Consider the following 26,505-nt stretch of genomic DNA (forward strand, 5'->3'; position numbering starts at 1 on the left):
GTTTTGAGCTAATTAGTTAGCGTTCTTACTAATAAACACGCGATCACCTGTCGATAAATCAACAGCCACTAGTGCATTGCTGTTTCTGTCCACCACAACTGCATAGCCCATACCTTCTTCAGTAGCGATAGCAGCTACTTGCTTAAGGGCGTTTTTATCTGAACCAGTTGCGCTTAAGTCAGTAATTGACGATCCATCAGCTAGCGACACTAATTTAATTGCATTGTCGCCGTTATCACCAACTACTAGCATACCAGCACTGCGGTTTACATCGATTGACTGAGCATCGCCAAATCCTGTAGCAAACACTGATTCGGCATTGCCATTAGCTAAGTCGATCATAACCACTTCGGTTTGTGAACCTTTACGAACGAAGAAGTATCTATCGCCGGTATCACCTGCCACACCGTCAACATCAACTGCCACTGATAAGGCTTTGTTATTTGGTGTTTTATTAGGCATAAAATTACTTCTATCACCCGAAGCTAAGTCGATGGCGATAACACCCGTTAACTGTGTACCGTTCTCGGTAGCGACAATTAATAAGTTACGCTCGGTATCAATATCCATTTCGACTGGATCATGCATTTGTGCGCCATTAGCCACTTTAGAATGAGCTGGATGTGCACTTAAAATTGAGCCTGAAGTAATACGACCCGCGGCATCACCCGCAACAGGAATTTGATAAACCGCATCATCTTTAAAGTTACCGACATACACTTCTTTGTCTAGGCTTGAATAAGCAACACCCATTGAGCGAGTGCCCTTCTTACCTTTATCGATACCCTTGTCACTTTGCAACACTTGAACATCAACAAATAAGCTGCGTGCACCTGTCGCCATATCGACTTCAAATACTTTAGCGTCATTCGCCGAAGTTGAAGACATTACATAGTATTTTTGTGCATCCATATCAATTGCAACATCTTCCATATTAACAAAACTCTCACCTCCAGCTGGGAACGCATCTGTTACCGCGCCACGAGTCACTGTAACACTTGAATTCCACAAGCCGCTTAAGCTGTCTTTTGCTTCAATCGCTAAGGTATTTTGCCCAACTTGCAAATCAGTTAAGGTTACACTCCAATTGTTGCCATCAAGCGTTGCGCTTTCACCATTAACGGTAACAGATGTTGGTACACCGCCAGTTGGAGGGGTTAATGAGCCGCGAACAGTAATTTTGTCATCTTCAGTAAATGAATTTACCGGCGGGAATAGCACCTTACCCTCTAACTGCAAAGCCGCTGTTACAACATAGTCAGCAGTGACACCACCAATATCTAAAGTAACATTGGTTTTGTCACCTAAAGTAGCCCCCGCCATAGCGCGAATTGACACCTTATCACCTGCAGTAACTGTACCGGCTTGGCTAGTGAAGTCTGCTTGACCGATTTGATACTCACCACCTGTAATCGTAATCGGTGTCGCGTCATTAATACCCATGACTGTGATTACAGTGCTAGATACACCATATGTACCAGGTGCTGCATTTTTTGGATCAAAGCTAAAGTCGTCTGGAACAAGATCTTGAGATTCAGTTACCACAGTGACTTCTTGAGTAACGCCGCCAATATCTAACACTGCAGTTACTGAGCCATCAAACACTTGGCCAGCTGCTAGTTTGATAGTGATTTTGTCACCCTCTTCAACTAAGCCTGCATCCGCTGTATATTCGCCAGTAACGCCGTCTCTGGTGATCTTATATTGGCCGTTGGTAATACTAATAGGGGTTGGAATATTGATGCCCACCACTTCAAAAGCAGAGGTTTCAAACGACTCGTCTTGTTCTTTAGTCGTTTCAGGCTGATTAAATTCAATCGCCTCAGGTGTCGTATCTTGGTCTGTGGTGATTGTCCACGTTTTTTGTACGCCACCCACATCAATAGTAACCGTCGCTGTTTGGTCATAATCTAACGGAGCTGTTGCGGTTAGCTTAACCAATTGCCCCAGTTTCTCTTTGTCAAACGCTTCGGTTAATGTGGTTTCAACTGCTAGTTCAGCTTCTGCTACCGCAGCAGGTAAACGAGCAGCGATTTCAGCTTGGATTTCCGTTTCATCGTCTTTACCATCATCCAAAAAGTCTTTGCGAACCTGTGTTTCAACATCTGTGGCTGCAGTTTGTGCAGCTACTGCCTTAAAGTAAGTCAGTGCAACATCCAAATCACTTTGCGCGGCTTCATCATTATCGATTGTTGAATCAAGCAATCTGTCTTCAAAACCAGCAATGCCGCCAGAGCCAATCGCAAAGCGTGCCGAGCCTAATGCGCTGCTCGTATCATCATCTGCTTTTGGAGTGGTATCCGTCACTAGGCTAATAGGTGTGGCGTAATCGATACCAGTAACATAGAAAGAAATTTCTAATTCTTCACCAAGGTGAGCACTAATTGAGTCTTCAGTCCCGATAAATTCAAAATCATTAGGTACGGTATCAGCCGTTGTCGTCACCAAAGATAAAGGAACTTCGGTTAAACCTACTTTAGCTTGCCCCGAAATACTGGTCGAAGGTTCAACTGACGCAATCGCACCTACTGTCACTACATCGCCATTTTGTACTGTACTGGTAAATGAAGTGAAACCAACCGGTATTCTTGGCGTATAAAGTTTCAGACTATCAAGGTCGCCGTTAGAACCATCCTGATAAAAAATCTGAAAATCATCAACACCAGGTTTATTAGTTGCGCGTAATGTGATCAACTGGCCATTACGTTCAATCTTGTACACAAAAGGCTGAGTAACAAAGATAGTCGCCTCTGTACCCTCAGCTAAACCGTCTACGGTAAAAGACTCAAAGCTGTTAAAGCTCCCCAGTCTTGCATCATCTATGCTAGATACAACAATAGGAGACGTTGTTGCACCGTCATTATTTGGGCTTTCTAAATCGATAATTTTGCTGTCTTCACCGCCACATGCCACCATAAACATAGGCAAGCTAGCTAGAAACAGGTTTCGACATAAGTTTTGTTTAAGCTTAAATTGTTTCATGATAAATCCTCTGTTTGCGCCTGATAGCATCTGCCAATCAAGCGCAAAAAACTGTTACTCGTGCTGCCTACTTAGTGATGATCATGCGTTGACCGGTTTTTAGGTCTACCGCAAATATCGCGTCGCTATCAACATCCGACACCAATGCAAAGCCAAGCGTATACTCGACAACAACTGCTTCTAGGTTACTAAATGGCACATCAAAATTAGGCGTACCATTGTTAGAGAACACTTCGCGACTGCCGTCTTTAAGGTTAACTTTGTATAAAGTGTCGTCGGCGTTTTCACCTACTAGAGCAAAACCAACTTGGTCTTCTTCAGCAACTGGGTCGCCATTACTTTGTTTAAAGCCATCCGCTGTCCAAGCTTCGATGGCTTCAGAGGTTTCATATTCTTTGTAAGATACAACCGCGATAGAGCGAGCATCGGTAAAGTTGTCACCCAACTGCGCATCCGTTTGTAAAGGCACTGTGCCCAATTCGTCCGAGCTAGGAACAATATCTACCGCTTTAAGGATTTGGCCTTTGTTACCTGTTAGCATCAAATAACGATTTAAATCGTGATCAACGGCTACTGATTGCACCTGACCTTTAACGTATTGCCAACGCTCACCGGTTTCGAGGTTTATCACGTTAACACCGCGTTGGTTACCACCATTGTTATTGGAAGACACCAAACGATTGTTAGCATAGTCAATATCCATTTCAGCTGGGTCTGCAATAGCAGAGCCACTGCCCACTACCGTACCGTTATGACTACTAAAGATACTGTGAATACTGGTATCACCAAGGTTAACCTGATAAATATCATCAGACGGTCGGTCACCCGTAAATACGCGATTGTTACGGTTATCTACCTGAACTGACTCGGTATTAGATTTGCCCCAAATACCATGCAAATCAATCAACTCGGTGCGCTCACTGGTGTCCATATCAACCGCGATTAAACGCGCTTTACCAAAGTCACTTTCCAGCACTATGTAACGGTTATTAGCAAGATCTACCGATAAATCCATCGCTTTAACCAGCTTGTTTTCGTTGTTAGGAAAATCTGTCGGAATGGTCGCTGATTGCGTAACCGTGAATTTAGCGCTGACCGTTTCATTTAATGAAGTAACCGCTTCAAGTACATATTGAGATTTCGCTTCTGCCGCTAACGATAACTCCTTCTGCCAAATACCGTTGACTGGGTTATAGCTGTCGAAAATATCTATGATTTCTTCAACTGGTTCGTCATCGCTTACGATAGTACGCTTTAACACCAATGAGGTAATTGTGGTATCAGGCTCGGCTGAATCACGCAAAACAACGCGACCACGTGCAGGCACTTTAACTGCGTTGGTAAAAGCGCTTTTCGGTGGATATAAAACACCACCACTGGCATTAATATCGCCTAAGGTTTCAACAACCCATTCATCAGATACCGCATTATCACCTTCACCAATAGTCAATGTCGCTTTGACGATTGCCAGTTTAGTTTGCGAAGCTGTTACCTTCATCTCAACTCGGTCAAACGCTGAAACGACACCGGGTTCGCTTGTCCACTGTTCAAAAGTTTCTGAGCCGCGACGCTTGATACGATATTGACCCGCACCATCAGGACTGCTAACAGCAATAGGTACATTGGTCGCGGTGATACCTGTGATCTCGTGACTTTGCTTAGTAGTAAAATCATCAATAGCTTCATCGACAATATCTAAGTTGGTTACGGATATGCTGGTGATCTGCTCTTCACCGGCAATTGCCGCATTTAACCCGGTTCTATCGGCAAAGGTAAACTCTAAGCCTTTTGCTTGCTCGGTTGGTGTGGTCGCAATGATAGTGGCGGTTTTAATACCTTCGACTAGATCAGTATTGGTTAACGGGTTTTGCGTATTACCCACATACAAGGTAGCTTGACGAGTTTGGTCATATTCAGTAACCGGAATTTTAACCCAAACCCAAGTGCCGTTAGTTAGCTTGGTTTTATCTTTGCCAAAACTAAGCTTAGACATATCGTCTTCGTAGCTGGTTTCGCCAAATAGTCCTGTCGCCTTATCTATGGCAAACTCGGCAAAATCGCCATCGCTTTCAATCCACACATCAGCTTCAACATCGGTAGCTAAACCTGTTACCAACACACGGGTATACAAAGTATCGCCGGGTAAACCATCAGCCAAAACCGTGTTTTGCAGCTTAGTACCCGTATAGTCATCGCTATAGGTAAACTGCAAATATGAGTCGTTTAATTGAAACTGTAAGGTCTCGCTGTCGTACTTGATACGATCATAAAAATCGTTCGGTACGTAGTAGTGATCTTTTTGTTCATCAGTAACCTGATCACCTAAGGTATCTAAATTGGTGTTGTCACCTGAACCACCACACGCTGTAAGCAAACCTGCTAGCACAGCAATAGTCAGTGACGAAAATAATGGTTTTGTCATGTTCATGTCTGTGCCCTTATTACTTAAAGCTAATACGAATGGCTGCGCGGTATGATGCACCTGGGTCAAGGAAACTCGTGGTTAACCCTGGTACACCTCGATAACGTTGAATGGGTTCATTGGTAACGTTATTACCTTGCAACGACACGGTGACATGCTTGTTGAAGCGATAGCTCATGGACAGATCCAATACCCCACGCTCTTCTTCGAATTGACCTAAAGCAACGCTGTAGTTTTCTTCCAGTAATTCGCCACTTGGCAGCACGGTAACAGACTTAAGGCCACTGCGATCTTCAAAGCCATTGTCTATGCCTTTAAAGTTAGGATCACGATAGTTGTATGCAGCACGGAATTGGAAGCCAGAACGATCATAGAAAAAGATCACGTTGTAGCTGTTTTCAGATAAGTTCTCGATTGGAACTTCTTCACCGGTTAATTCATTAACACCTGAATTTTGGCTACTGTCGGTGTAGGTATAGCCGGTTTCAGTACCAAAGCCACTTAACCACCCCGGTAAGAAATCAAACGTTGCACGATAAGATAATTCCAGACCATTTACCGAACCACCATCCGTATTGATTGGACGTTTGATGTTTAACAACAACTCATCGTTTATCTCTTGAATTGAAGATGCTTTAACAATGAAAGTTTTAAGATCTTTACGGAAGTAAGCTGCCGAGAATACAGCACTCTCAGATATGTACCACTCGTAAGATAGATCGTATTGGTTTGCTTCATATGGATCGAGATTTAAGTTACCCGTATTATGGTTAATCAAACCCGTGGCAGCATCATTGATTACAGGCGCACTTTCTACCAAGTCATTTGGGTTTGGCATAGAGACCACTTTTGCCGCAGCAAAACGTACCATCATATCGTCGGTAATTTGCAGACTAGCGTTACCACTTGGTAGCAGTTTATTAACGTTGCGATCAGCGGTAGACGCTAAATAACTATCAAGCTCGACTTCTGTAGGCACGCCATCAAGCGAGATAACAGTTTCGTTAACTTTTACAATATTACCGTTGTCGTCAGTTTGCAGCTGATTCCAGTTTATATTGAAGTCATAGTTAATATAACGGGCGCCAACATTACCTTTAATTGGCATACCAAATATTTCGCTATCGAAATTGGTTTTAAAGTAAAACGCTTGGCTTTTTTCTTCATTACGGTAGAAGTTACCCGCATTATCACGCCAGAACGCATGACCATTTAAACGGTCAAACCATAAGTGATATTGGTCGTTAAATACTTGGGTTAACCAACTACGAGGAAATACGCTTGAAGCGGTATAATCGTCGATAAAGCTTGGCGTAGAGGCCAAACCATTTAATACAAAAGACGGCTCTAAATCTTCAATATTGACATATATATCTGTGCCATCACCTGTTACGCCATCAAAATTGCCATCACCAATTACTGGATCAACGTTTAAGTTAGCATTGGGGTTACTATTGGTCGCATCAAGGCGTTTAACCTGAACTTGGCTTCTTGAGTATTCAGCACTAGTGAAGCGCGCACCAAATTCAATTGAACGGATAATGTCGCCATCAATTTCATAATCAAAATCTATGGTGGCAGAGGTTTCTTCACCACTAAACCATTTGTTTAAACCATTAAAGCCACCAAATTTAAACGATGTCCAATCTTGTAAGCTGGCACCACAGCTGGCATCGGCAATACTACCTAAATAGATTGGATTGGCATCAGTGCTGTCTTCATGTTGTTGGTTGGTGTAACAAGTATCAGTTGCAGAATCGTAAGTCGTATCTGGACCAATTAAACCTGCCGTTGGCATATCAAAGCGATTATCGCGTAAATCCCAATAGCTGTTTGGTGCTTCCGAAAAGTTCATGTTTAAGTTAAGTTCATCTTGGAATGTTTCTGACGATGAATAGTTAACTTCAGCATTTATTTTCCAATTATCATTCGGAAAATACTCAAAACCAGCGGCTAATATACGTTGGGTTTCGTCTTTATTTTGGTTGTTATTGGCAAAGCGGACTGCATCACTAGATAAACGACCTGCAACCAAAACACCATGGGTGATATCACCCGTTACTGGCTCCAAATAATGGCTAATTTGGTTATCTTCATAAATCGGATAATCAGTAACCTGATTGGTAACTCGGTATTCGCTGCCGGTTGAAGGGCGAGTAAATTCTTGAATAACAAAACCGTCTTGCAAACGAGAGTTAGAACCCCCGCCACCGGCTGGGATCACGATTTTAGTTTGTGGTCGTAATTGCGAGAACTTGTTGTAAGTTGCCTGAATATAAGCACTTAAATTTTCACTTGGCGCCCATTGGATATTAAAGTCAACACCAGTTTTTTCGTTATTAAATGGCTTGCGTTCCCATACGAAGTTATTCGGGTGAATAACCGAGTAATCCAATAACGGATGATTAGGTGCAAATACTCCGCTGGAATTAAGACCATAGTTGTAATCAGCCAATGGATAAGGTTGGCCACTGGCAACCGAACCGTCTGGACCGACAATAGAGCCAAGAGCGACAGCCGGACAGGGATGCGTATCTAAAATACTATCGCGACTTGGATCAAACACACCTAAGGTATCGTTACTGGTGCCTGACGAACATTGAACATTTGGACGTTTTTGCGGTACATCCCAGTTATTACCCCAACGTACAGTTGAGATATCACGATCCTCATAACTTAGGTTAAGTAACATCCCTAAGTCACCCTCACCGACTTCAAAGCGTGTAGCAAATAATGAAGAAGCGATTATCCCTTCATCTTTATCAGCATTGTCTTGTGCAACACCTTGGAAGTTACCTGCATAGGTAAAATCTTTTTTGAAATCTAACGGTTGGAAGGTTTTTAAACGAATAACCGCACCTAAGGCACCTTCAACTGTATCGGCAGTTGGCGACTTAATAACTTCTATGCCCTTGAACATCGCAGAGGATGTAGAACTAAATGAGTTACTGCGGCTGCCATCGGTATTAGACACCATAGAGCGACCATTTACTTCAACTCGGTTTTGGCTAATACCACGAACCTGGAAACCGGCACCGTCGCCGGCATCGTTGCGGTCGATTTGTACACCTGTAACTCGACTTAGTGCTTCAGCAACGTTGGTGTCTGGTAATTTACCGATATCTTCTGAAGAAATCGCATCCATAATTTGGTCGGCAGCGCGTTTGGCCATAACCGCGTCAGACAAAGAACGCTTAATACCCGTTACCTCTATAACTTCGATATCTTGCTTAGCTTCATCTTGGCTTTCTTCTTGTGCGTTTGCAGCCGAAATACCACAGCAAAATGCGACGGCAGTCGCTATGGCACTTGGTTTAAAACGCATAGCTCGATTAAGAGCCGTTTGTTGTCTAGCAGGCATAAAAGTGTTACCCCTATTGTGTATGCTTTTTAAAAGGCACCCTGTGTTTCCAAGGTTTTAGTCTATATATGATACAAACTTTAAATTATTATAATACAAATAAAGATGAATTGCGCTAGGAAAATTTAATATTTTTTTTACAAATGGACGAATTTCGTAAAGATAACGATACAAACATTGACCTAAGCAAACACATTAAAACCATGTAAGTGCTTTATTTTAGTCTAGTTTTTCAGTTTTGCAGGCTTTATAAATGGGTTTTAACTAATGAGAAAGCATGATCTAAATTAAACCAAAATTTAAAATGATTGAAATGTCTCTTGCCTAAAACAAGCAAATTATATAATAATACTTATTGTTTATTCTCTAACTAACTTCACTAGAAATGTATTCGCTGTTAGAGAGTAAATACCCCGAGGCATACTCGGGGTACTTTCTTAAATATAACAAATTATAGTCAAAGCGATCTGGTTTTAGGGGCAGGTTTCTAGTTCCAGACGAAACCTAAGTACTTACATCCATGTCTCTTGATCACAAGTTTCAGAAGCGTTTTTTTCGGTCAATGGGGGTGAAGTTTTATCACCGAGGCTTAGGAAAATACACTCGTCATCCTCGCGCATGCGGGGATCCAGCGACTTTTGTTGGATAAACATAGTCTAGTTTAAGGCAAAAGACACTGGGTTCCTGCCTGCATGGATGCAGGTAAGCTTCGAGGCCCCATGAGCATATGCTCTACTATGTGATTGGGGCCGCCGCTCTTAATGGAAGAAAGTGGATTTAGGTGTTAGAACGACGCAGGAGCCACAGGTTTCCTGTTCCAGACGAAACCTAAGTACTTACATCCATGTAAGCAAAGTCGAGAGTAAGCGCAGACAATGAACCATAAGACCTGAGCGAGAAGACTATACTAATAATCAAGAAAACATTTAGACGCCAGTAGTACTTTTGGGGTTATCGAAAACTGGATACAAGATCTTACCTCCAACACATCGACTAAGCTGCCAATGGCTCGCACTACTTTCCCGTTTGGCTGGTGTATAAATAACAATTGGCTGCCACAATGTTTTGTTTGAGGTTAGTTCAAAACTAGGCGCAAGGTACAAAGCTTGTTTGGGTAATTTGTAAATATCTCGTGACTTTAAAAAGCGTGCTGTGCTTATAAAATCATGGTCGGCGTTACTTCCCATATATAACCAACGATTACCAAATTTAGTATCCACGGTAGCACATATGATGTCGTTTAACTCAGCAACACTAACCTGTTTAGCAAATAATGATGGGCTAACAGATTTAGAGGTATCAAGGCTAGCATTTGATGCAAGCTTGCCACCTCCTGCACTCACTAGTAGGGTTTGCGCGCAACTAGATAGACAAATTACGCTGGCAATTAAAAGACCGATTTTCACATGACATCCTTACCCGTTGTTAGGTCAAAAACTTTGTCATGCTGTTATAGCAAGATTAGCTAATCGTTAAATCAAATTCAGCCCAAAGCGGCTTAAATCAAGTTTAGTTGAAGATGCTTGCTTATATAGATAAGTAAGTAGCAGAACTTCATTCTCCATTGCAACCTACAGGATGTAGGAAATGCCGTGGGCATCGGGAACAGACCACGGTAAACCTACAGGATGTAGGAAGTGCCGTGGGCGCAAAATCTACAACAATTTAATGACATTGTTCAATCTATTCGCCCACGAAGTATAGTCAAACAAACAATTAGCGAGCGGCCATTGTTTGCCCAACATTATCCTTGGCCCGATATTCAAACCAGTCAAATTTAGCTTGGTTATTCGATTGGCTGCCTGAGCTAGTGGCATACATACCAACATACGGGCCATTAAACCCTAACGCAATATTGTCACTAGTGGCATCTGCATTCACCTCATCCGCTAACACTGACAAGTTATGCTCATCCTGACCATAGCTAAAGGTCAACTTAAGATCACTATTGGATTCAACTTTAAGTACCACTTGTTTGGCTTTAAATGCGGTCGAGGCAACTTGGGTTAACTTACCTTTGCGCCAAAAACGTACATCTAACGAGTCAGACGTTTTCACAAATTCGTACCAGTTGTCTTTATTTCGATAAATAACTAAGCCGGCTTTTTCATTACCTTTGTTAGTTGAAAAATCCAATTTGGTTTGTGCTTGATAGGCTAAATCTTTAATACGACGTACCACCATTGACGGATTCGCCTTGTTATCGCGACCCGTTTCAGGGCGTAAATCTAAGGCCAGTTTACCGTTGCCGGTTTTATACCAAGCCTCGGTTGGAATGCGTAAAAAGTTAAATTCCATATTTAGCTGTGATGACTTAAATTCGTCACGTGCTTGTGGTTGTGCCAAAGGCGACCAAGGTAATTTAGGACGCTTATCAATCTCTAATACTCGGGCTTTACCTGGGTTGAAAATAGGCCAACCTTTTTGAAATTGTACTGGGGTTAGGTAAGTCTCACGCGCTAGCATGGTCTTGCCTTTGAAGTTACGCTTGGCCAACATTACCGCCCACCAATCGCCATTTTGAGTTTGCACTAAATCAGCATGACCTGTGGTATGAATAAATGCGCCCCATCCCATATTGCGATGTGTCATCACTGGGTTGTTTTGGAATGGTTCGTAAGGCCCCGTGACTTTATCAGCACGGAAAACCGATACAGCATGACTGCTGCCTGTACCGCCCTCAGCAACCATAAGTAAGTATTTACCATCAATTTTATATATGTGTGGCCCTTCTGTGTAATGCGCTTGTGCTGCATGACCAAAAGTCAGTTGAGTTTTTTTACCTAACAATTTACCGGTTTTTAGGTCAATTTCCTGAGTCCAAATACCATTAGCGTTTTTCCACGGCGCTTGCGATTTATCTAAGATACCTGTGCCTGTGTAATAAACTTTGCCGTCGTCATCCCAGAATAAATCTGGGTCAATGCCACGATCACCCTGTACCCAAATTGGCTTACTCCATGGACCACGTGGATCTTCTGCAGTCACGTAAAAGTTATCACCACAACGCACACAGGTGGTGATCAAATAAAATAAACCATCGTGATAACGCAATGTCGGCGCATAAATACCGCGGTTAGGATCAATATCTGCCAGCTCAGGTAAATAACTAGGCTCGGACACTGCATAACTGATTTTTTGCCAATTAACTAAGTCTTTGCTGTGAAAGATTGGCACGGCAGGAAACCATTCAAAACTTGAAGTGGCTAGGTAATAGTCTTCCCCTACCCGAGTAATACTGGGATCAGGATAAAAACCGCTAATGACTGGATTCGTAAAGGTATTGGGTGCTGCCTTGGCCTGAGCAAAAACTGGAGTATTAGTGAACAAGGCACAACAGAAAATAAAGCTAATTGTTGAGAATATTTGTTTCATATTATTACCTGAATTAAACCTTTAAACTTTGCGTTAGCAAAATAAAAGACGTTACGTTTGCTGTAACACCATACAAAACAATGAAAAAACGCGTAATGACGCGACGTGCTTAGTTACTGACCATTCCGTTCTAAATATCCATTTTTGTGAAAAGCGGATTATTCAACCCTTAATATATTGACCTATTGTGTTAAAGAGCATACCGATTGACACAATAAGTCTCTGAGCAAACCACAAGACTAGAGAATAAGCTTGATTAGTGAATACGCTCGCAATCAAGTTCGACCAATTCTGCCATGGTATTTTTGGCGACATCGGCACGGTGGGTCTTAATCGCTTGCACTAATTTGTCATACAACGTTAGTGCTTTGACATTGCTCGGAATACTGTCTAACTCGTTATCGTAAAGACTGGTGATCGCGGTTTTCAAAAACGGCTGCATATTACAATAAAAGCGATTACGGCTAGCCTTAATAATCGCGAGATGAAATTCACAGACAGCCGCAGAAAATTGCTCCGCTTGTTGTTCTTGTACAACCTTGAACAAATGACAATAAGCGCTATCAATAGCAATCACATCATCAACTTGGCCTTGCGTGGCAGCATAATAAGTCGCTTCTGGCTCTATCGCTTTGCGCATCTGAATAAATTCAATTTGCAGTTGCCTACTGGAGCCATATTTTTGCGACCAAGCTAATACATCGGGATCTAAAATATTCCAATTGTCACGCGGTAAAATCGCTATGCCTTGGTTGCGTTTACTGTCGATAAGCCCTTTAGCCGACAGCATTTTTACCGCTTCGCGTATCGAACTGCGACTGACCCCAAAATGCCGAGATAAATCCATTTCCGTTGGTACTGGGTTATTCGGGTTGTATTGGCCAGAAACAATTAAGCCACCTAATTCTCGGGTAATTAATTGCGGTATGGTGAGTATTTGACTTAGTAACGGACTCATAGCTGCCTCAGTAAAAGGTATAACCAAACTATTTGGGTATCTTCTGATTTAGAGGCCAGTCTAAGCCGCTTGCTTTTGTTAACAATGGCATAGCGTGTCTATCTTTTTTCCACTAGCTACTAATTACCTATCTTGTAAACAACCAGCTAATCATGACTCCCGACTACCCAAGTCACTACGCCGAATCGTTATACAAAACGCCACTTTGTTAGCCGATATGTGTGATAAGTCGCTGATTAATCTTGCCTTACTCGCGGCTTGTGAAAATAACCACCCATGGTTATGGAACCTAGTAATTCAATGACGTTCGCCAGAGCTTTATGGCATATCAAGTCACCTAAATTTACCTGCAAATTTTAATAACAACACAAGCTGCCAGCCAATTGAGTACAAAGGGTCATCTCGCAAAGTGATTGCAAAATGTAATATCAACTCGAGGTCTTTAGTCGAACATGAAGGCCTCATTATAAAAACTTTATAGTCAAAGCGATCGGATTTTAGGCACAGGTTTCAAGTTCCAAACGAAACCTAAGTACTTGCATCCATGCAAGCAAAGCTTGTCAAGCTTCGAGACCCCATGAGCATATGCTCTACTATGTGATTGGGGCTGCCTAAATGGATTTAGGTATTAGGACGACGCAGGAGCCAAAGTCGAGAGAAGTGCAGACAATGCAGTCATAAAATTCGAGGGAGAAGACTATCGTACACTCAAAACACTAATGCTAGGAAACAACATGAATCTACTAAAAAAATTGCATGTGGCTGGCGTGCTATTAGTTGGCTTAGTCGCCACTAGTGCTTACAGTCAAATTTCCAAACCCAGTTGGCCTGCTGCACAAGGCTACTTAAAAAACTCCAACTACTACACGGTAAAAGTGAAGCAAGGTAACAACAGCTTTACCACTATCACCACCTTGATGACAGAGTCGCAAGACGAGTTGATTGCGTCATCAAACAACAATATGTTTAAAAACCGCTCGTTTAGCTTTGCTCCTTTCTCTTATGACCCAAATGCAGGCGCGTTAACCGTGCAGATCGAAAAGAAAAATATGTCGGGCACGGTTGCCAGTAACCTATCAAATGTTGAAGTGATGAATGCCGATAGTAACGTCAGCAAGATCAATAACAACACTGTGCAATTCACACTGAACGAACCTAAGTATGTTTCAGTTAATTTTCAATTTGGCAGCAACCAAAACACTCATAACAATCATAGCGTGATTAAAAATATGCTAATGATTTTCGCTGATCCTATCGACAGCGACTTAAACGAACCTAGCGGCTCTAACAAAGTGGTGTACAGCTCAAATACCACCGCCAACCAAATTAAAAATGCCGATATTGTCGTATTCCGTAATGGCTATCACGATGTGGTAAGTCGTTTTGGTAACGATGGTATTCGCGTAACTAGCGGTACTAAAGTATGGCTAGCACCGGGCGCAGTTGTCGCAGGTTCAATTGCCGGTATCAACAGCAACAACCAAACCGGTTTTAACGTCGCACCCGATGTCGAGATTTTTGGTCGCGGTTTACTGTATATGGGTGAACACAGAAACAATCCCACCACGCCAAATAGTGGTCCTTTTTGGCGTCCAGATGATCCCGACTTTGTTCACTCTGGTGCTATGACAGAGGCAATCTCACTAGAAGGCGCAAAGCGGGTTGATATTCGCGGTATTATCATTGGTGACCTAATGTGGCACGGCGTGGTAGTGGGCTCTGATGCCTTAATCGAACGCGTTAAAATTTGGGGCTGGCATGGTAACAACGACGGCATGCGCCCAGGTGAAAATTCAATTGTACGCAATAACTTTATCCGCCCAGTGGATGACGCCTTTTACGCCTTTGCTATGTATGGCGAAAACAACGTCATTTGGCCTAGCTATAACGGTGCGATTATTACTGCTGGTTGGGTGGGTAAATACAATACTGGCGGTATCGAACTGAATGACACTAAAGTGATTTACCCAGAATGGACAGGGAAAGGTAACAACAATGGTATCGTTGCTTCGCAATTAGGTGACACCCAAGAATGTACCGGCATCACCATTAATGATATGGAAGTATGGGGCGATCCAATTGCCATCCTTAACTTAAAACCTAGCTCGCGCCGTCACGAATCGCAAAACTTTAATAACCAAGCCGCTAACCCAGGCGTGCGTAATGTCAGCATCAGCAACTTAACCATTCATGGCATAGTAAAAGAGCCTAACCTGCTGCAATCTGACGCTGCGTTTGAAGTGAAAAATGTTGATTTGCACAATGTAAAAGTCAACGGTGTAACCCTAACTAATGCCGACCGTTCTAACTCGTCTATTTTTGAAGGCAATAACCTAACCAACAGTGCGTACCTAAATATCACAGGCTCTAGCAATGGCGGCGGCGGAAACAACGATGTGCAAAACGGCACTTACTTCCTTGAAGCTAAACACAGTGGTAAATATGTTGAAGTTGGCGGTTTCTCAACAAGCAACGGCGGCAATATTCAACAATGGAGCAGTGCCACAGGTAATCAGAAGAAATGGCAAGTCAGCAATGTATCTGGCGATTGGTTTAAGCTAGTTAATGTACTAAGCGGCAAAGCCATGGATGTTGCTAATTACTCAACTGACAATGGCGGTAATATTCATCAATGGGGCTTTTCGGGTTCAGACAACCAATTGTTTAAGTTTGAAGACCTAGGCAATGGTTATTATTCGATCCGTAACAAAATGAGTGACAAATGTGTCGACATTTCCGGCGTCAGCCAAGACAACGGCGCTAATGTCCACCAATGGGGTTGCTCAGGCAATAATAACCAACAGTTTAAGCTGATTGCGACTAATTAAATCCTATCAACCTCTTTAGAAGTTGGATGTGAAAAATTCAACGACGAGGCACCCATTGGTATAAACAATTGGTGCCTCGTGATACTCGGCTCAACCTATAGTCAAAGCGATCAGGTTTTAGGGGCAGGTTTCTAGTTCCAGACGAAACCTAAGTACCTACATCCATGTAGGCAAAGCCGTCAAGCTTCGAATCCCCATGAGCATATGCTCTATTATGTGATTGGGGTGAGTAAGCGCAGACAATGAACCATAAAATCTGAGCGAGAAGACTATACGATTATTGCTTTGCTCTACCTCTAGGCGCGACATCTTGATAGGTCGCATTGGCGGCATCGGTTGTTCTGATTTCATCTAAGTATAAATAATGGTCGTGTTTCATCACACTTAAGTCGCCATTAAAATACATACCCCAAGAAGGATAAATGCCTTTATCGTCGTTGTAACCGAACTGGACATTTTGCTCGTTTAAGACCTTTTTACCATCAACCCAAAGTTCAACTATGCCGTTTTTTGCTTCGGAGTAGTCCACTTTGACATGCACTACAAAATCGACCCATCTATCTAAGTAATTGCTTTTGGCACCAGGAATGCGGTAGCGTTTAGTGCCTTTACCTTTACGCGTAATACTCTTTTCATCTGGATCCCATTTATAGCTACCGTGCAGGCCATCTTTATCCATAGTGATACTAAATGGCGGGTTACGCGAATGCTCTTTTAAGCGTTTATCTGCGCTGCCGTGGATCTGAAAGAACAGCCATTCGTTAAGCTCGTCTGCCGTACCGTCACTCGGAAAATAAAAACTAAAACCATACCATGCATGTGCCCCCATGACTTTTTTAGTTTTAAACCCATGGAACATGGCTTTGCGATCGACATTATCTACTTTGTTCTTTTTACCATTATAGGCTGCAGGATTTGTATGATGCCAAACGAGCTTGGCCGCATAATTTCCATCGCGAACAATTTTGTCTTCCAGTACAAAGGCGTGATCGCCTTGATGTTGATTAAACATAAAGTTTTGCGGCAAATCTTTTTTTAACCCTGGGGTAAAACCTCGCGCATGAGGCGCATTCCAACCGCCATTTTCAAACGACTCGTTAATCATCTTGCCGTTAAGCTCAACGGGGGGATTATTGGCTGGTTTTGTAACAGGCTTACTAGCAGACTTAAGCTGAGTATTAGCCGGTTTTGCCTTAGCAAGCTTTGCATTAGCATTAACACCTGAGGTATTGGCCGTATCATTACTGACGCAACCGGCCCCAAACAAAGCTAAACTAATAGCGAGAAGTGTTGTTTTTTGCATAAAATTTATTTCCACAATATCTATTGGGTATTATCGTTTATCCACTCTTCTGAACTAGTACTGGTTCCAGAAAGTAATGATCAGTTAAATCTCTCGTAGAAGCTGCTGCTTCGTCAAAGTCTTAAAATACGACGCGCAGGATTTTGTTCCAGACAAATCCTAAGTACCTGCTATCCATGCAGGCACCAAAAGTAGGCGCCTGAAGCGAGCGTCGAACCTACAAAAATAGCTAGCCTTGTTTCAACTAATCAAAATAAAATTGAAACAGTACTAAGTTTCCCTGAACAATTCTGTTCTGAGTAATGGATTTTTCAAACACCAAAAAAGTTAATCCGCCAAAGTCGCAGTTAGGTTATAGCTACCCGCGCTTAAGTTTTGTAATGCCTGATTAAGTGCCACTGAGCCATTGAGCTTTACTGTGCTCGCTATTAACTGTTTGGGTAAAATAATCTCTGCCGTGGTATTACTTGGCACCACCAGTTTTAGATTGAATTGCTTATCTGTTACTTGCCATGCAACTTCTACCCTACCTTGTGGTGTATCGTAAAAGCCCTGTGCTTGATTAAGTTGCTCACCCAGTTGTGGCGCAATAGTGATCTGTTTAAAGCCCGGTGTTTTTGGTTGAATACCCAGCATGCCTTCGTAGAACCAACGTGAAATACTGCCGTATGCATAATGGTTTAACGAGTTCATGCCTTGTGGGTTAAAACCGTCTTTTAATGAATAGGAATTCCAACGCTCCCATGTGGTCGTAGCCCCGTTATTGACCGAATAAAACCACGACGGATAGGTCTCTTTAAAGATCAACTCGTAAACTAAATCTGAACGACCAGCGTCTTGTAAAACTGAAGCCAATAATGGTGTACCTAAAAAGCCAGTGCGTAAATGATTGTCTGCCTCTTTTAACAGCATGATTAAAATCTGTTGGGCAATTTCAATCTCTTCACCGTCAAATAAATTAAATGCTAGCCCTAACAAATAAGTTGTTTGCGTGGCTAACCCTTGAGTGGGGTTAAGCTGAGAATCAAAAAAGTGTTGGCGAAAAGCCTGTTTCACTTGCTGATGCAAGGCTTGTAATTCAGCAACGTCTGCCGTTTTACCTAGCTCTTTGGCCGTTTTTAAGGTTAATTCAATTGAACGGGCATAATACGCGGTCGAGATTAAATCAAATGGCGTATCACCACGATTCACTTGCTTACTTTCGGTAAAGGGTTGCAGCCAATCACCAAATGTCATCATACTGGAAATGGCGTTTTTACTATGACTGGTGTGGTAACGAACCCAAGCTTGCATCATGGCATAGTTATCTGCCAGCACTTGTTTATCGCCAGTCATCATGTACAAATCCCAAGGGATAATAGTTGCAGCATCGCCCCAGCCTGAAGAAGCCCATTTCACCTTCCACTCTTTGTAAGGCACATAACTGGGGATTTTGCCTTCTGCAGTTTGGTCTTCGCGTAAGCTTTGTAACCAGGCCGACCAAAACGCATAGGAATCCGCCATATACATAGACGGTGTCACGAATACTTGCGCATCGCCTGTCCAACCCATGCGTTCATCGCGTTGTGGGCAATCTAATGGAATATCGTAAAAGTTGCTTCTAAGGCCCCAAACGACATTACTCAGTAACTGATTCAGTTTGCTATGCGAGCTTGTGAAGTTGTTGGCTAATGCCATATCAGAATGTTGGACAATAGCTGTTACCCAATCTTTACTTGGTGTTTGCTTAGGATCAAAACCACTAATTTCAACGTAGCGATAACCATGGTAAGTAAAGCTAGGTTGATAGTGAATGACGCCGGTTTTATCTGCAGTAAAGTAGTTAGTTGAATGTGCACTGCGGTAATTGTCGGTATAAAACTCACCCTTGTGCAATGCTTCGGCAAAGCGAATTTTCGCGGTTTGTCCGGCTAGCATAGGAATACTCACTTTGGGTACGCCGACCATATTCTGACCAAAATCAAACACCACTGAGTTTGTATCGGCTTTAACAATTTGTTGCACGGGTAGGCTTTCAATTACGCGAATAGGCGCATGGCGTTTCGGGCTTAAGGCAACGTCTGCGTCTAAGTTTTCGGTTGTTACCTGAGTCCATTTGCTAGATTGGAGACTAATATTCTTATTAACAGCGTTCCAGCCTGGTATTTCTTTAGCTTGATCATATTTTTCACCATCATAAATACTGGCAAAACGAATAGGACCTTGTTGACTGGCTAACCAAGTTTCGTCTGTGGCAATAGTTTTAATACTGCCATCTTGATAAGTCACTTCTAGCTGAGCAATGAGCCGCGGCGGTTGGGTGTGGTCTTGATCTTTAAGATCAAAAATACGCCCCGAATACCAACCACCGGCTAAAGTCGCTGCCAGCGCATTTTGACCTTGTGCCAACAAATCAGTGACATCATAAGTTAGGGTTTCGATACGTTTTTGGTACGGTGTCCAACCCGGTGTCATCACGTCTTGCGGTGCGACTTGCTGACCATTGATATAGGCTTTAAACAAACCTTTGGCACTAATATACAAGCGGGCAGTTTTTACGCTTTTATCTAAGGCGAACTCAGTACGTAAATACTGTGGCGTGGCTATTAATGCTTGGCTTGGTGATTTTGCTAACTCAGTGTCGGTATGGCCTATCCATTTTGCTGTCCAATCCTTATTAGCTAATAAGCCCATTTCCAGTGATTGTGCAGAACTCCACTTTGACGCTTGCTTGGCTTCATTCCAAACTTTGACTCGCCAAAAAACCGTTTGCCGTGATTGTAACGGCTGACCTTGATATTTAATCCAGCTATTAGCACTAGACTCGACTTGACCTGAATCCCAGATGATTGGCGATTTAAATTGCGCATCACTGGCCACTTGGATCTGGTAAGCCGTTTGTTTAAACGAATTTAAGCCTTGCATGAGTCGCCACGAAAAACGCGGTTTTGATTCGTAATAACCCAAAGGCTCAATAAAACCTTCACCGACTTTAAGTTGCACCGGTGCTTGTAATAAGGTTTTTGATACTAGCGGCTCAGCTGTGGTGTTTTGTTGTGCTTCTTGTTGTGACTCGTGTTGGCTGCAACCAAGTAATACACTTGATGCAAAAACCACTAAGGCTGCTGATTTTTTAAGTTTCGTTCGAAACATTGTGACTCCGAATTCTGGTTAAATCGTCATTTTTGCGGCGGCAATCACGACTATATTTGTATTGGCTTTAAGCAAAATACTTACTGGACTAATTCATTATTTTTAATATGGCGTTTTTCATAGAAAGACGGCGCTGATAATGGAAATTTGTCATGCAACAAGTTTTTGAGCTTAGCCTCTAAGTTAACGTGCTCTACTTGCCCCGAAACATTGCTGGTAGCAATATCGCTTTCACTGTGGTCATACAGCTCAGTGAACCTAATCTGTTGTGTTGCCGCGTCACGCCACTCTGTGTAGCGCCACTGTCCATCCGTCACCGTCACCCCCATGATTTTTCCACGGTTAAATAAACTATAAGCGGCGTTAGTCCACGGCATATTTGGCTTGTCGATTAATGTCACAAGGCTTTTGCCATCGACCTTTGGTTGAGGTAAACCACTGATCTCAGTCACGGTGGGGAAAATATCAACATTTTCCACTACAGCGTCTGAGGTAACGCCAGCTTGGCGATTAGGATGAGAAAGCTCACGACTAATAATTAATGGCACTCGGGTATCTAACTCCATATTGGTATGTTTATTCCAAGTACCGTATTCACCCAATTTGTAGCCATGATCGCTCATTAAAATAACCAAGGTATTGTCACGTAAGTTCAAATCTTCCAAGGCTTGCATTACGCGCCCAACCTGCGCATCCATATAGCTAACGGTGGCGTAATAGCCATGGATTAAGGTTTTGGTTAACTCATCACTGGTATCACCTTGTTTAGGAATGCCACCATACATGCGTAATTCTCCCCAACGGGTAAGCGCTAAGCGATACATATCATCAGGCTTTTTGCGGCTAGGCACAGCGAACTGCTCTGAGTCGTACAGGTCCCAATATTTTTTGGGTGCATTAAACGGTAAATGCGGTTTGCTAAAACCAACAAACATCAAAAACTTGTCGTCTTTTAGTTGTTGTAGCGTTTTAATTGTATCTGTCGCGACTTTGCCGTCTTTGTAAAATTCGTCATCGACATCACCGGCTTCATAAGCAAATTTGGCTTGCTTATTACCGGGTATCGAATAAAAGTTATCGAGCTTCTTGATATGAGTTGACCAGCTATCTTGATCGTCGGTGACGGCGTGATAAACCTTGCCAATGCTCACTGTTTGATAACCATTGGCTTTAAATAACTGCGGCATAGAAAGCGCATCAGGTTGATTTGGTCGTAAGCGCCCATCACGCCGAATGGTGTACAAACCCGTGGTTTCAGGGCGTAAGCCGGTCATAATACTCACACGCGAAGGCCCACAGATAGCTTGTTGCGCATAGGCTTGGGTAAAGGTAACCCCTTCACTTGCCAGCTTATCAATGTTAGGGCTAATCACCTGTTGATGACCATACGCCCCCAAATCAGCGCGTAAATCATCCACTAAAAACACTAAAATATTCGGTGTTTCTTTGCTGTGTACCGTTTGTGTGACTTTTGTCATTGGTGCATCAGTCGCATCTATATCCGTAGCTCGATCCGTAGCTCGGCAAGACAATAGCGCTAAAAAAGCCACCCCAAAAAGTACAAAACCCAATCGTGTATTACGCGTCATCTCAAACCTTTGACTATATTTACTTTGACTATAGTCTTCTCGCTCAGGCCTTATGGTTCATTGTCTGCGCTAACTCTCGACTTTGGCTCCTGCGTAGTCCTACTACCTAAATCCCTTTAGGCAGCCCCAATCACATAGTAGAGCATATGCTCATGGGGTCTCGAAGCTTGCCTACATGGATGTAGGTAAGGAGCGAGAGCAAGGATGCGGTAGCTTTGACGGCTTTGCCTAAAACCTGATCGCTTTGACTATACATATTAAATGGCACCTAAAAGTACCCCTAAATAGAAAATGCCCTAAATCCGCAAATTGATACCCTGTATTTTATATTTTTTTAAACGTAAATTGATATAAAACCAATCATAAATATACATTAATAATCATATTAATTCACATAAAATCAAACTATAATCATTTAACCAACATGAAAATTAACAAAATTTCCACGAGTGACAGTAAGAGGCCAACTCAATGCAAGACTCAACTCAACAGTCCTTTTTTAAAAGCCAGCGCCTAAACCGCGTTCTACTTGCCAGCGTATTGGGCGCAGCAGGTTTACTAACAGTGGCGTGTTCATCAACAAGTGTGACTGACCAAGATAACCAACAAGGTTTCATGGAAAAAAGAGCGGCATTGATCGCCAAATATTCAGCGAAAGACGGCACTTTCGCAGCCCTACAAGCCCAAGCCGATCCTAAACAACTAGAAAGCCGTGAATATTGGCGCTGGCGAATTGACCAATACATGTACGGCCAATACCCAGAGTACCAAGCGCTTTACGATACCTATACGCAAGGCAAAAGTTTTCAGCAAATATATGATTTACCAGCGGAAAATTTAGGGCCGAAAAAGCCATTGCCTAGCCAATTACCTAAATTACCAAGCGGCTATTTCAGTGACAATTTGCAAGGTAACCCGCATACCGGCGAGTACAATTTAGTGGGCGATAAAGTTTATATTACTTATCAAGGACACCTCACCGACCCTTACATTGCGAGCTTTGATCTTAAAACTCAACAATGGCAAGGCCCTTATAAAGCGGCTGAAAGCACCCTATCCAAGGGCGAACGAAAAATAGACAGTCATGGCCGTCCGCTTATTGAGCAAGACGCATTAGGTCACTTTCATATTATTTACGGTGGACACGGCGGTGAGCGTGAAGACGGTTTAAACCCTTACTCTATTGATACACCACATGCAGGTGGGCGCATGCTGCACGTTATGTCGGCCAAGCCAAATGACATTAGCCAATTTGTGCCGGTTAATGACATAACTCCTTTTGCCTCTTATACCGCAAGTGAAAAAATGGACAATGGTGATATCTACTTTTTTACTCGCGCCGGTACTCATAAGTCACCGTGGATTTATTACAAAATGAAAAATGGCCAACAGCGCTTTGAGCCGCCTGTTACGATTACTTGGCCAACACCACAAAAACAAGATCCTATTCATGTTGATACGTTTTACATTAAGCCGCGTAAAGTATCTGCCACAGATATTGTCATCAGTTCGTTATGGCATACCTGTAATTTTAACGAGATCCACGATAAAACCACGTATGGGCGCATTAACACCTATTACATGCGCTTAGACACCACGACAGACACCTTTTACAACGCGCAAAATGAACCGCTTACCTTGCCTATTACCTTAGCCAGCGCGAATAAAAAAACCTTAGCGTTTGACTCTACTCAGCGTGAAGAAACCCCGTTTTCAACCATGCCGCTGATCCTTGACGATAAAAAACCTGCGGTGGCTTATCAAGCGCGCGCTAAAAACCTTCGTGAATGGCGCATGACTAAATTTGATAACGGTCAATGGCAACACAGCTTACCTATGCCAGGCACCACAAACCGCGTGGTAGTTGACAGCGGTAACCAGCCAATTAAAAACATTATCACATTTGAAGAAGTGAATGGCCAAACTCAAAACACGGCATTAGTGCTTTACAAAGATAAAAAAGGCCAAGCGATTTTTGCGACAGCGACTAAACAACAAGGCAAGCAAAACACATGGCGTATTAAGCAGCAACATGCCGCCGTCGCCAAAGCGAGAATGGAATTACAAGCGGTGAAAAACAAACAAGGCGAAATCGTAGCCGCGATTTTAAATATTCGTAAAGGTGGCGCTCAACGTTTGTATTTATGGCAAAACGGCCAATTTAAAACACCGCTTTAACTAAACCACGACAAGCTGTTTATTGAGCGGTTTAATTTATCACCATAGTCCAATTGATAGGGTCGTTTTTACATCGGCAAACCTTGTGTTAGCCGAAATGAATTCGGCCCACAATGGCTTTAGTTCCTTGTTGCAAATATAGAATATTTCAAGCCGCGAACTTCTGACCGTTTATAAATTATAGTCAAAACGATCAGGTTTTAGGGGCAGGTTTCTGCTATTTCGATCGACAACGGCCTATTGGGTTATACAGGCATTATTATTAAAAGATTAAAGCCGCAGGCTGAAGGGGCGATATTTATGCATATAGCCAAGCGGAATCGTCTTGTCATCTGCGGTGTTTCAAGATACAAATGGTATCTGAAATATTTGCCAGATTAGCTTAATCGCTAAACCGATTTAATTAAACCTTTAGGTAGTTATGCAAAAACAGAACAACCCACTCTTAGAGTTAATTTTTAATATTGTTGTCCCTTCCGTAATCTTAATGAAGTTCAGTGGTGAGGATGCATTAGGTCCAGTTAATGGCTTAATTGTCGCGTTAGCCTTTCCTTTGATTTACGGTGTTTTTGAACTAATCAAATACAAAAAATACAATTTCTTCTCTATCTTAGGTTTTGTCAGTGTATTAATGACAGGTGGTATTGGTTTACTGGAATTAGATAATCAGTGGCTCGCGGTGAAAGAAGCATTAGTGCCTGGCTTGATCGGCCTTGTTGTGTGGATATCAGGGTTATTAGGTAAACCATTAGTCTCCAAGTTATTAATCAATGACACGGTAATGAAGACTGACATGGTTTATGAGCAGCTAAAACATAATAACTCTGAGCAGGCCTTTACTCATTCTTTAGCTCGTGCCAACTACTTCTTCGCTGGGACCTTTGCCTTCTCTGCTGTGGTTAATTACTTTTTAGCCACTTATATCGTTACCAGCCCATCAGGTACCCCAGAATTTAATGAAGAGTTAGGCCAACTGACCATTTGGAGTTATCCAATGATAGTTATCCCGTCAATGCTTATGATGTTTGCCATTATGTATTTTATTTGGAAAAGCATTAACAAGCATACTCAGCTATCGTTTGAGCAGGTGTTTAATACACAATAGTTCTGGTTTAATATTCTTTTTTCATGTCAAATCGCCCACTTTCTGTGGGCGATTACGTTTTAAAACCTGTTAGTTTTATCTCTCCAACGCTCACGCAGTGTAACGTTTTTTGCAAATGCTTAATCTAAAGAGAAATACTGCTCACCCGTGTATTACTTAAAAATACAAAAATATTAGCCTTGGCAATGCCAACGATTTAGCGGACTGTTTGGCTCGACGGATTGCCCGCAAATACGTAACTCGGCGTGCATATTCCAGCGTTTACGTAAAGTCTTAACTTGAATATTGGACTGTTCAAACATGATGTTCGCCGTGCCAATAAAAGAACTTGGCGAGTGCTGTTTTTTAGGCGCTTCATTCCAAAAATTAAGCAATACTGAATTAGGCGCATTAATCGTCACATTGTTAAACGTAAGTTGCTTATCATATTGGCCCTTACGGGCATCTATAATCGCGTTGCCGGTTGTCGTGCGTCCGCCATCACCGAATATAGTAACATTGCGAAAAGTCCCTTTAGCACCATTACCATAATTGCCCCAGCCTAGTTGAATAGGCACAGTATTGGTAATTAATTTAACTTGCGTATTTTCTACGGTTAAATCGTTATAAATTTTAAAAATATCATCGCCCGTTGCAAAGTAACTATTACGCACAATACTGCCACTCGCAGCAGACACACCGTCGCTGTTGTTATGATGTCCGCCCCGTGCATCTATCGCCCGTACCCCATCGATAATCATCACAGCGCCATCCCGACCCGTGAAATGAAAACCAAATGGATCGAGCGAGGTCAAATTATTAATGTTAATTACAATTTTTCCCTTGCCTAATACGGCCGATTTACACAAACCACAACCGTTATTAAGCTTATTGTATCGTTTAATTGGAGTACCATAGATAACCGAAGTTTTAGCATTTTCCCCAGTAATGGTTAATGAGTGTAATACATTAAAACGCCCTGTAACCCTTACGTTTTGTGCAATGATAATTCGCTTAACTTGCTTAGCCACTGTCCAGCCAAGATGACTGTCGGCCAAAAAGCCATCACTGGTAAAGGTTAATTGCTGCGCTTGCGGATCCCACTCGTATTGACCTGTGTAGGGAACCGACAAAGAACGAGTCGAAATAGAATGACAACCAACAACAACTAAACATAAAACACTAATAATCAGCGTACGCATGCTTTATCTCTTTTGACATGTAAAAATTAACCGTTAATTACCCACACTAATTTCCCACATTGCCTAATTTGACGGCTACCTTAAATCAGTT

General features: G+C 42.4%; 13 protein-coding genes. 3 read left to right on the forward strand and 10 right to left on the reverse strand.

Going from position 1 to position 26,505, the window contains the following annotated elements; all coding sequences use genetic code 11:
• Window positions 1-12: 12 nt before the first annotated feature.
• The 6 genes from C2869_RS03470 to C2869_RS03495 all read right to left on the reverse strand — a co-directional run bounded on the left by C2869_RS03470 (window position 13) and on the right by C2869_RS03495 (window position 13,098).
• Window positions 13-2,982 carry a hypothetical protein gene (locus tag C2869_RS03470; RefSeq protein ID WP_108601627.1) on the reverse strand — a complete coding sequence of 990 codons (2,970 nt, stop codon included), beginning with the start codon at window positions 2,980-2,982 and terminating at the stop codon, window positions 13-15.
• Window positions 2,983-3,049: 67 nt separating this feature from the next.
• The gene (locus C2869_RS03475; protein WP_108601628.1) at window positions 3,050-5,410 is read right to left on the reverse strand and encodes a hypothetical protein; all 2,361 of its coding nucleotides are present in this window, start codon (window positions 5,408-5,410) and stop codon (window positions 3,050-3,052) included.
• Window positions 5,411-5,423: 13 nt separating this feature from the next.
• On the reverse strand, window positions 5,424-8,765 hold the full coding sequence (locus C2869_RS03480) for a TonB-dependent receptor (protein ID WP_108601629.1): 3,342 nt from the start codon (window positions 8,763-8,765) through the stop codon (window positions 5,424-5,426).
• Window positions 8,766-9,691: 926 nt separating this feature from the next.
• Window positions 9,692-10,171: a hypothetical protein gene (locus C2869_RS03485; protein WP_108601630.1), complete on the reverse strand. Its 480-nt coding sequence runs from the start codon at window positions 10,169-10,171 to the stop codon at window positions 9,692-9,694.
• Between the two features lie 310 nt (window positions 10,172-10,481).
• Window positions 10,482-12,140 (reverse strand): glycoside hydrolase family 43 protein, encoded by a 1,659-nt coding sequence (locus C2869_RS03490; protein ID WP_108601631.1) that lies wholly within the window; start codon window positions 12,138-12,140, stop codon window positions 10,482-10,484.
• 256 nt (window positions 12,141-12,396) lie between these two features.
• Window positions 12,397-13,098: a FadR/GntR family transcriptional regulator gene (locus tag C2869_RS03495; RefSeq protein ID WP_108601632.1), complete on the reverse strand. Its 702-nt coding sequence runs from the start codon at window positions 13,096-13,098 to the stop codon at window positions 12,397-12,399.
• A gap of 734 nt (window positions 13,099-13,832) precedes the next feature.
• Here C2869_RS03495 and C2869_RS03500 point away from each other — a divergent pair.
• On the forward strand, window positions 13,833-15,926 hold the full coding sequence (locus tag C2869_RS03500; RefSeq protein ID WP_159084014.1) for an RICIN domain-containing protein: 2,094 nt from the start codon (window positions 13,833-13,835) through the stop codon (window positions 15,924-15,926).
• Between the two features lie 277 nt (window positions 15,927-16,203).
• Here the strand turns inward: C2869_RS03500 and C2869_RS03505 are convergent, their stop codons facing one another.
• The 3 genes from C2869_RS03505 to C2869_RS03515 all read right to left on the reverse strand — a co-directional run bounded on the left by C2869_RS03505 (window position 16,204) and on the right by C2869_RS03515 (window position 21,950).
• Window positions 16,204-17,229 (reverse strand): heparin lyase I family protein, encoded by a 1,026-nt coding sequence (locus C2869_RS03505; protein WP_108601634.1) that lies wholly within the window; start codon window positions 17,227-17,229, stop codon window positions 16,204-16,206.
• Window positions 17,230-17,556: 327 nt separating this feature from the next.
• Complete coding sequence (locus tag C2869_RS03510; RefSeq protein WP_108601635.1) at window positions 17,557-20,361, reverse strand: family 78 glycoside hydrolase catalytic domain; 2,805 nt, start codon at window positions 20,359-20,361, stop codon at window positions 17,557-17,559.
• An 80-nt stretch (window positions 20,362-20,441) separates the two neighbouring features.
• On the reverse strand, window positions 20,442-21,950 hold the full coding sequence (locus C2869_RS03515) for a sulfatase (protein ID WP_228710753.1): 1,509 nt from the start codon (window positions 21,948-21,950) through the stop codon (window positions 20,442-20,444).
• A gap of 471 nt (window positions 21,951-22,421) precedes the next feature.
• Between C2869_RS03515 and C2869_RS03520 the strand changes: the two genes are divergently transcribed.
• Together C2869_RS03520 and C2869_RS03525 are read left to right on the forward strand one after the other, a co-directional pair.
• Window positions 22,422-24,128 carry a hypothetical protein gene (locus tag C2869_RS03520; RefSeq protein WP_108601636.1) on the forward strand — a complete coding sequence of 569 codons (1,707 nt, stop codon included), beginning with the start codon at window positions 22,422-22,424 and terminating at the stop codon, window positions 24,126-24,128.
• 421 nt (window positions 24,129-24,549) lie between these two features.
• Window positions 24,550-25,233: a VC0807 family protein gene (locus C2869_RS03525; RefSeq protein WP_108601637.1), complete on the forward strand. Its 684-nt coding sequence runs from the start codon at window positions 24,550-24,552 to the stop codon at window positions 25,231-25,233.
• A 173-nt stretch (window positions 25,234-25,406) separates the two neighbouring features.
• Here C2869_RS03525 and C2869_RS03530 read toward each other — a convergent pair whose 3' ends face one another.
• A complete protein-coding gene (locus C2869_RS03530; RefSeq protein ID WP_108601638.1) occupies window positions 25,407-26,414 on the reverse strand; it encodes a hypothetical protein in 1,008 nt (335 codons plus the stop codon).
• Window positions 26,415-26,505 lie beyond the last annotated feature (91 nt).

Source organism: Saccharobesus litoralis (genome assembly GCF_003063625.1).
GTDB classification, from domain to species: Bacteria; Pseudomonadota; Gammaproteobacteria; order Enterobacterales; family Alteromonadaceae; genus Saccharobesus; species Saccharobesus litoralis.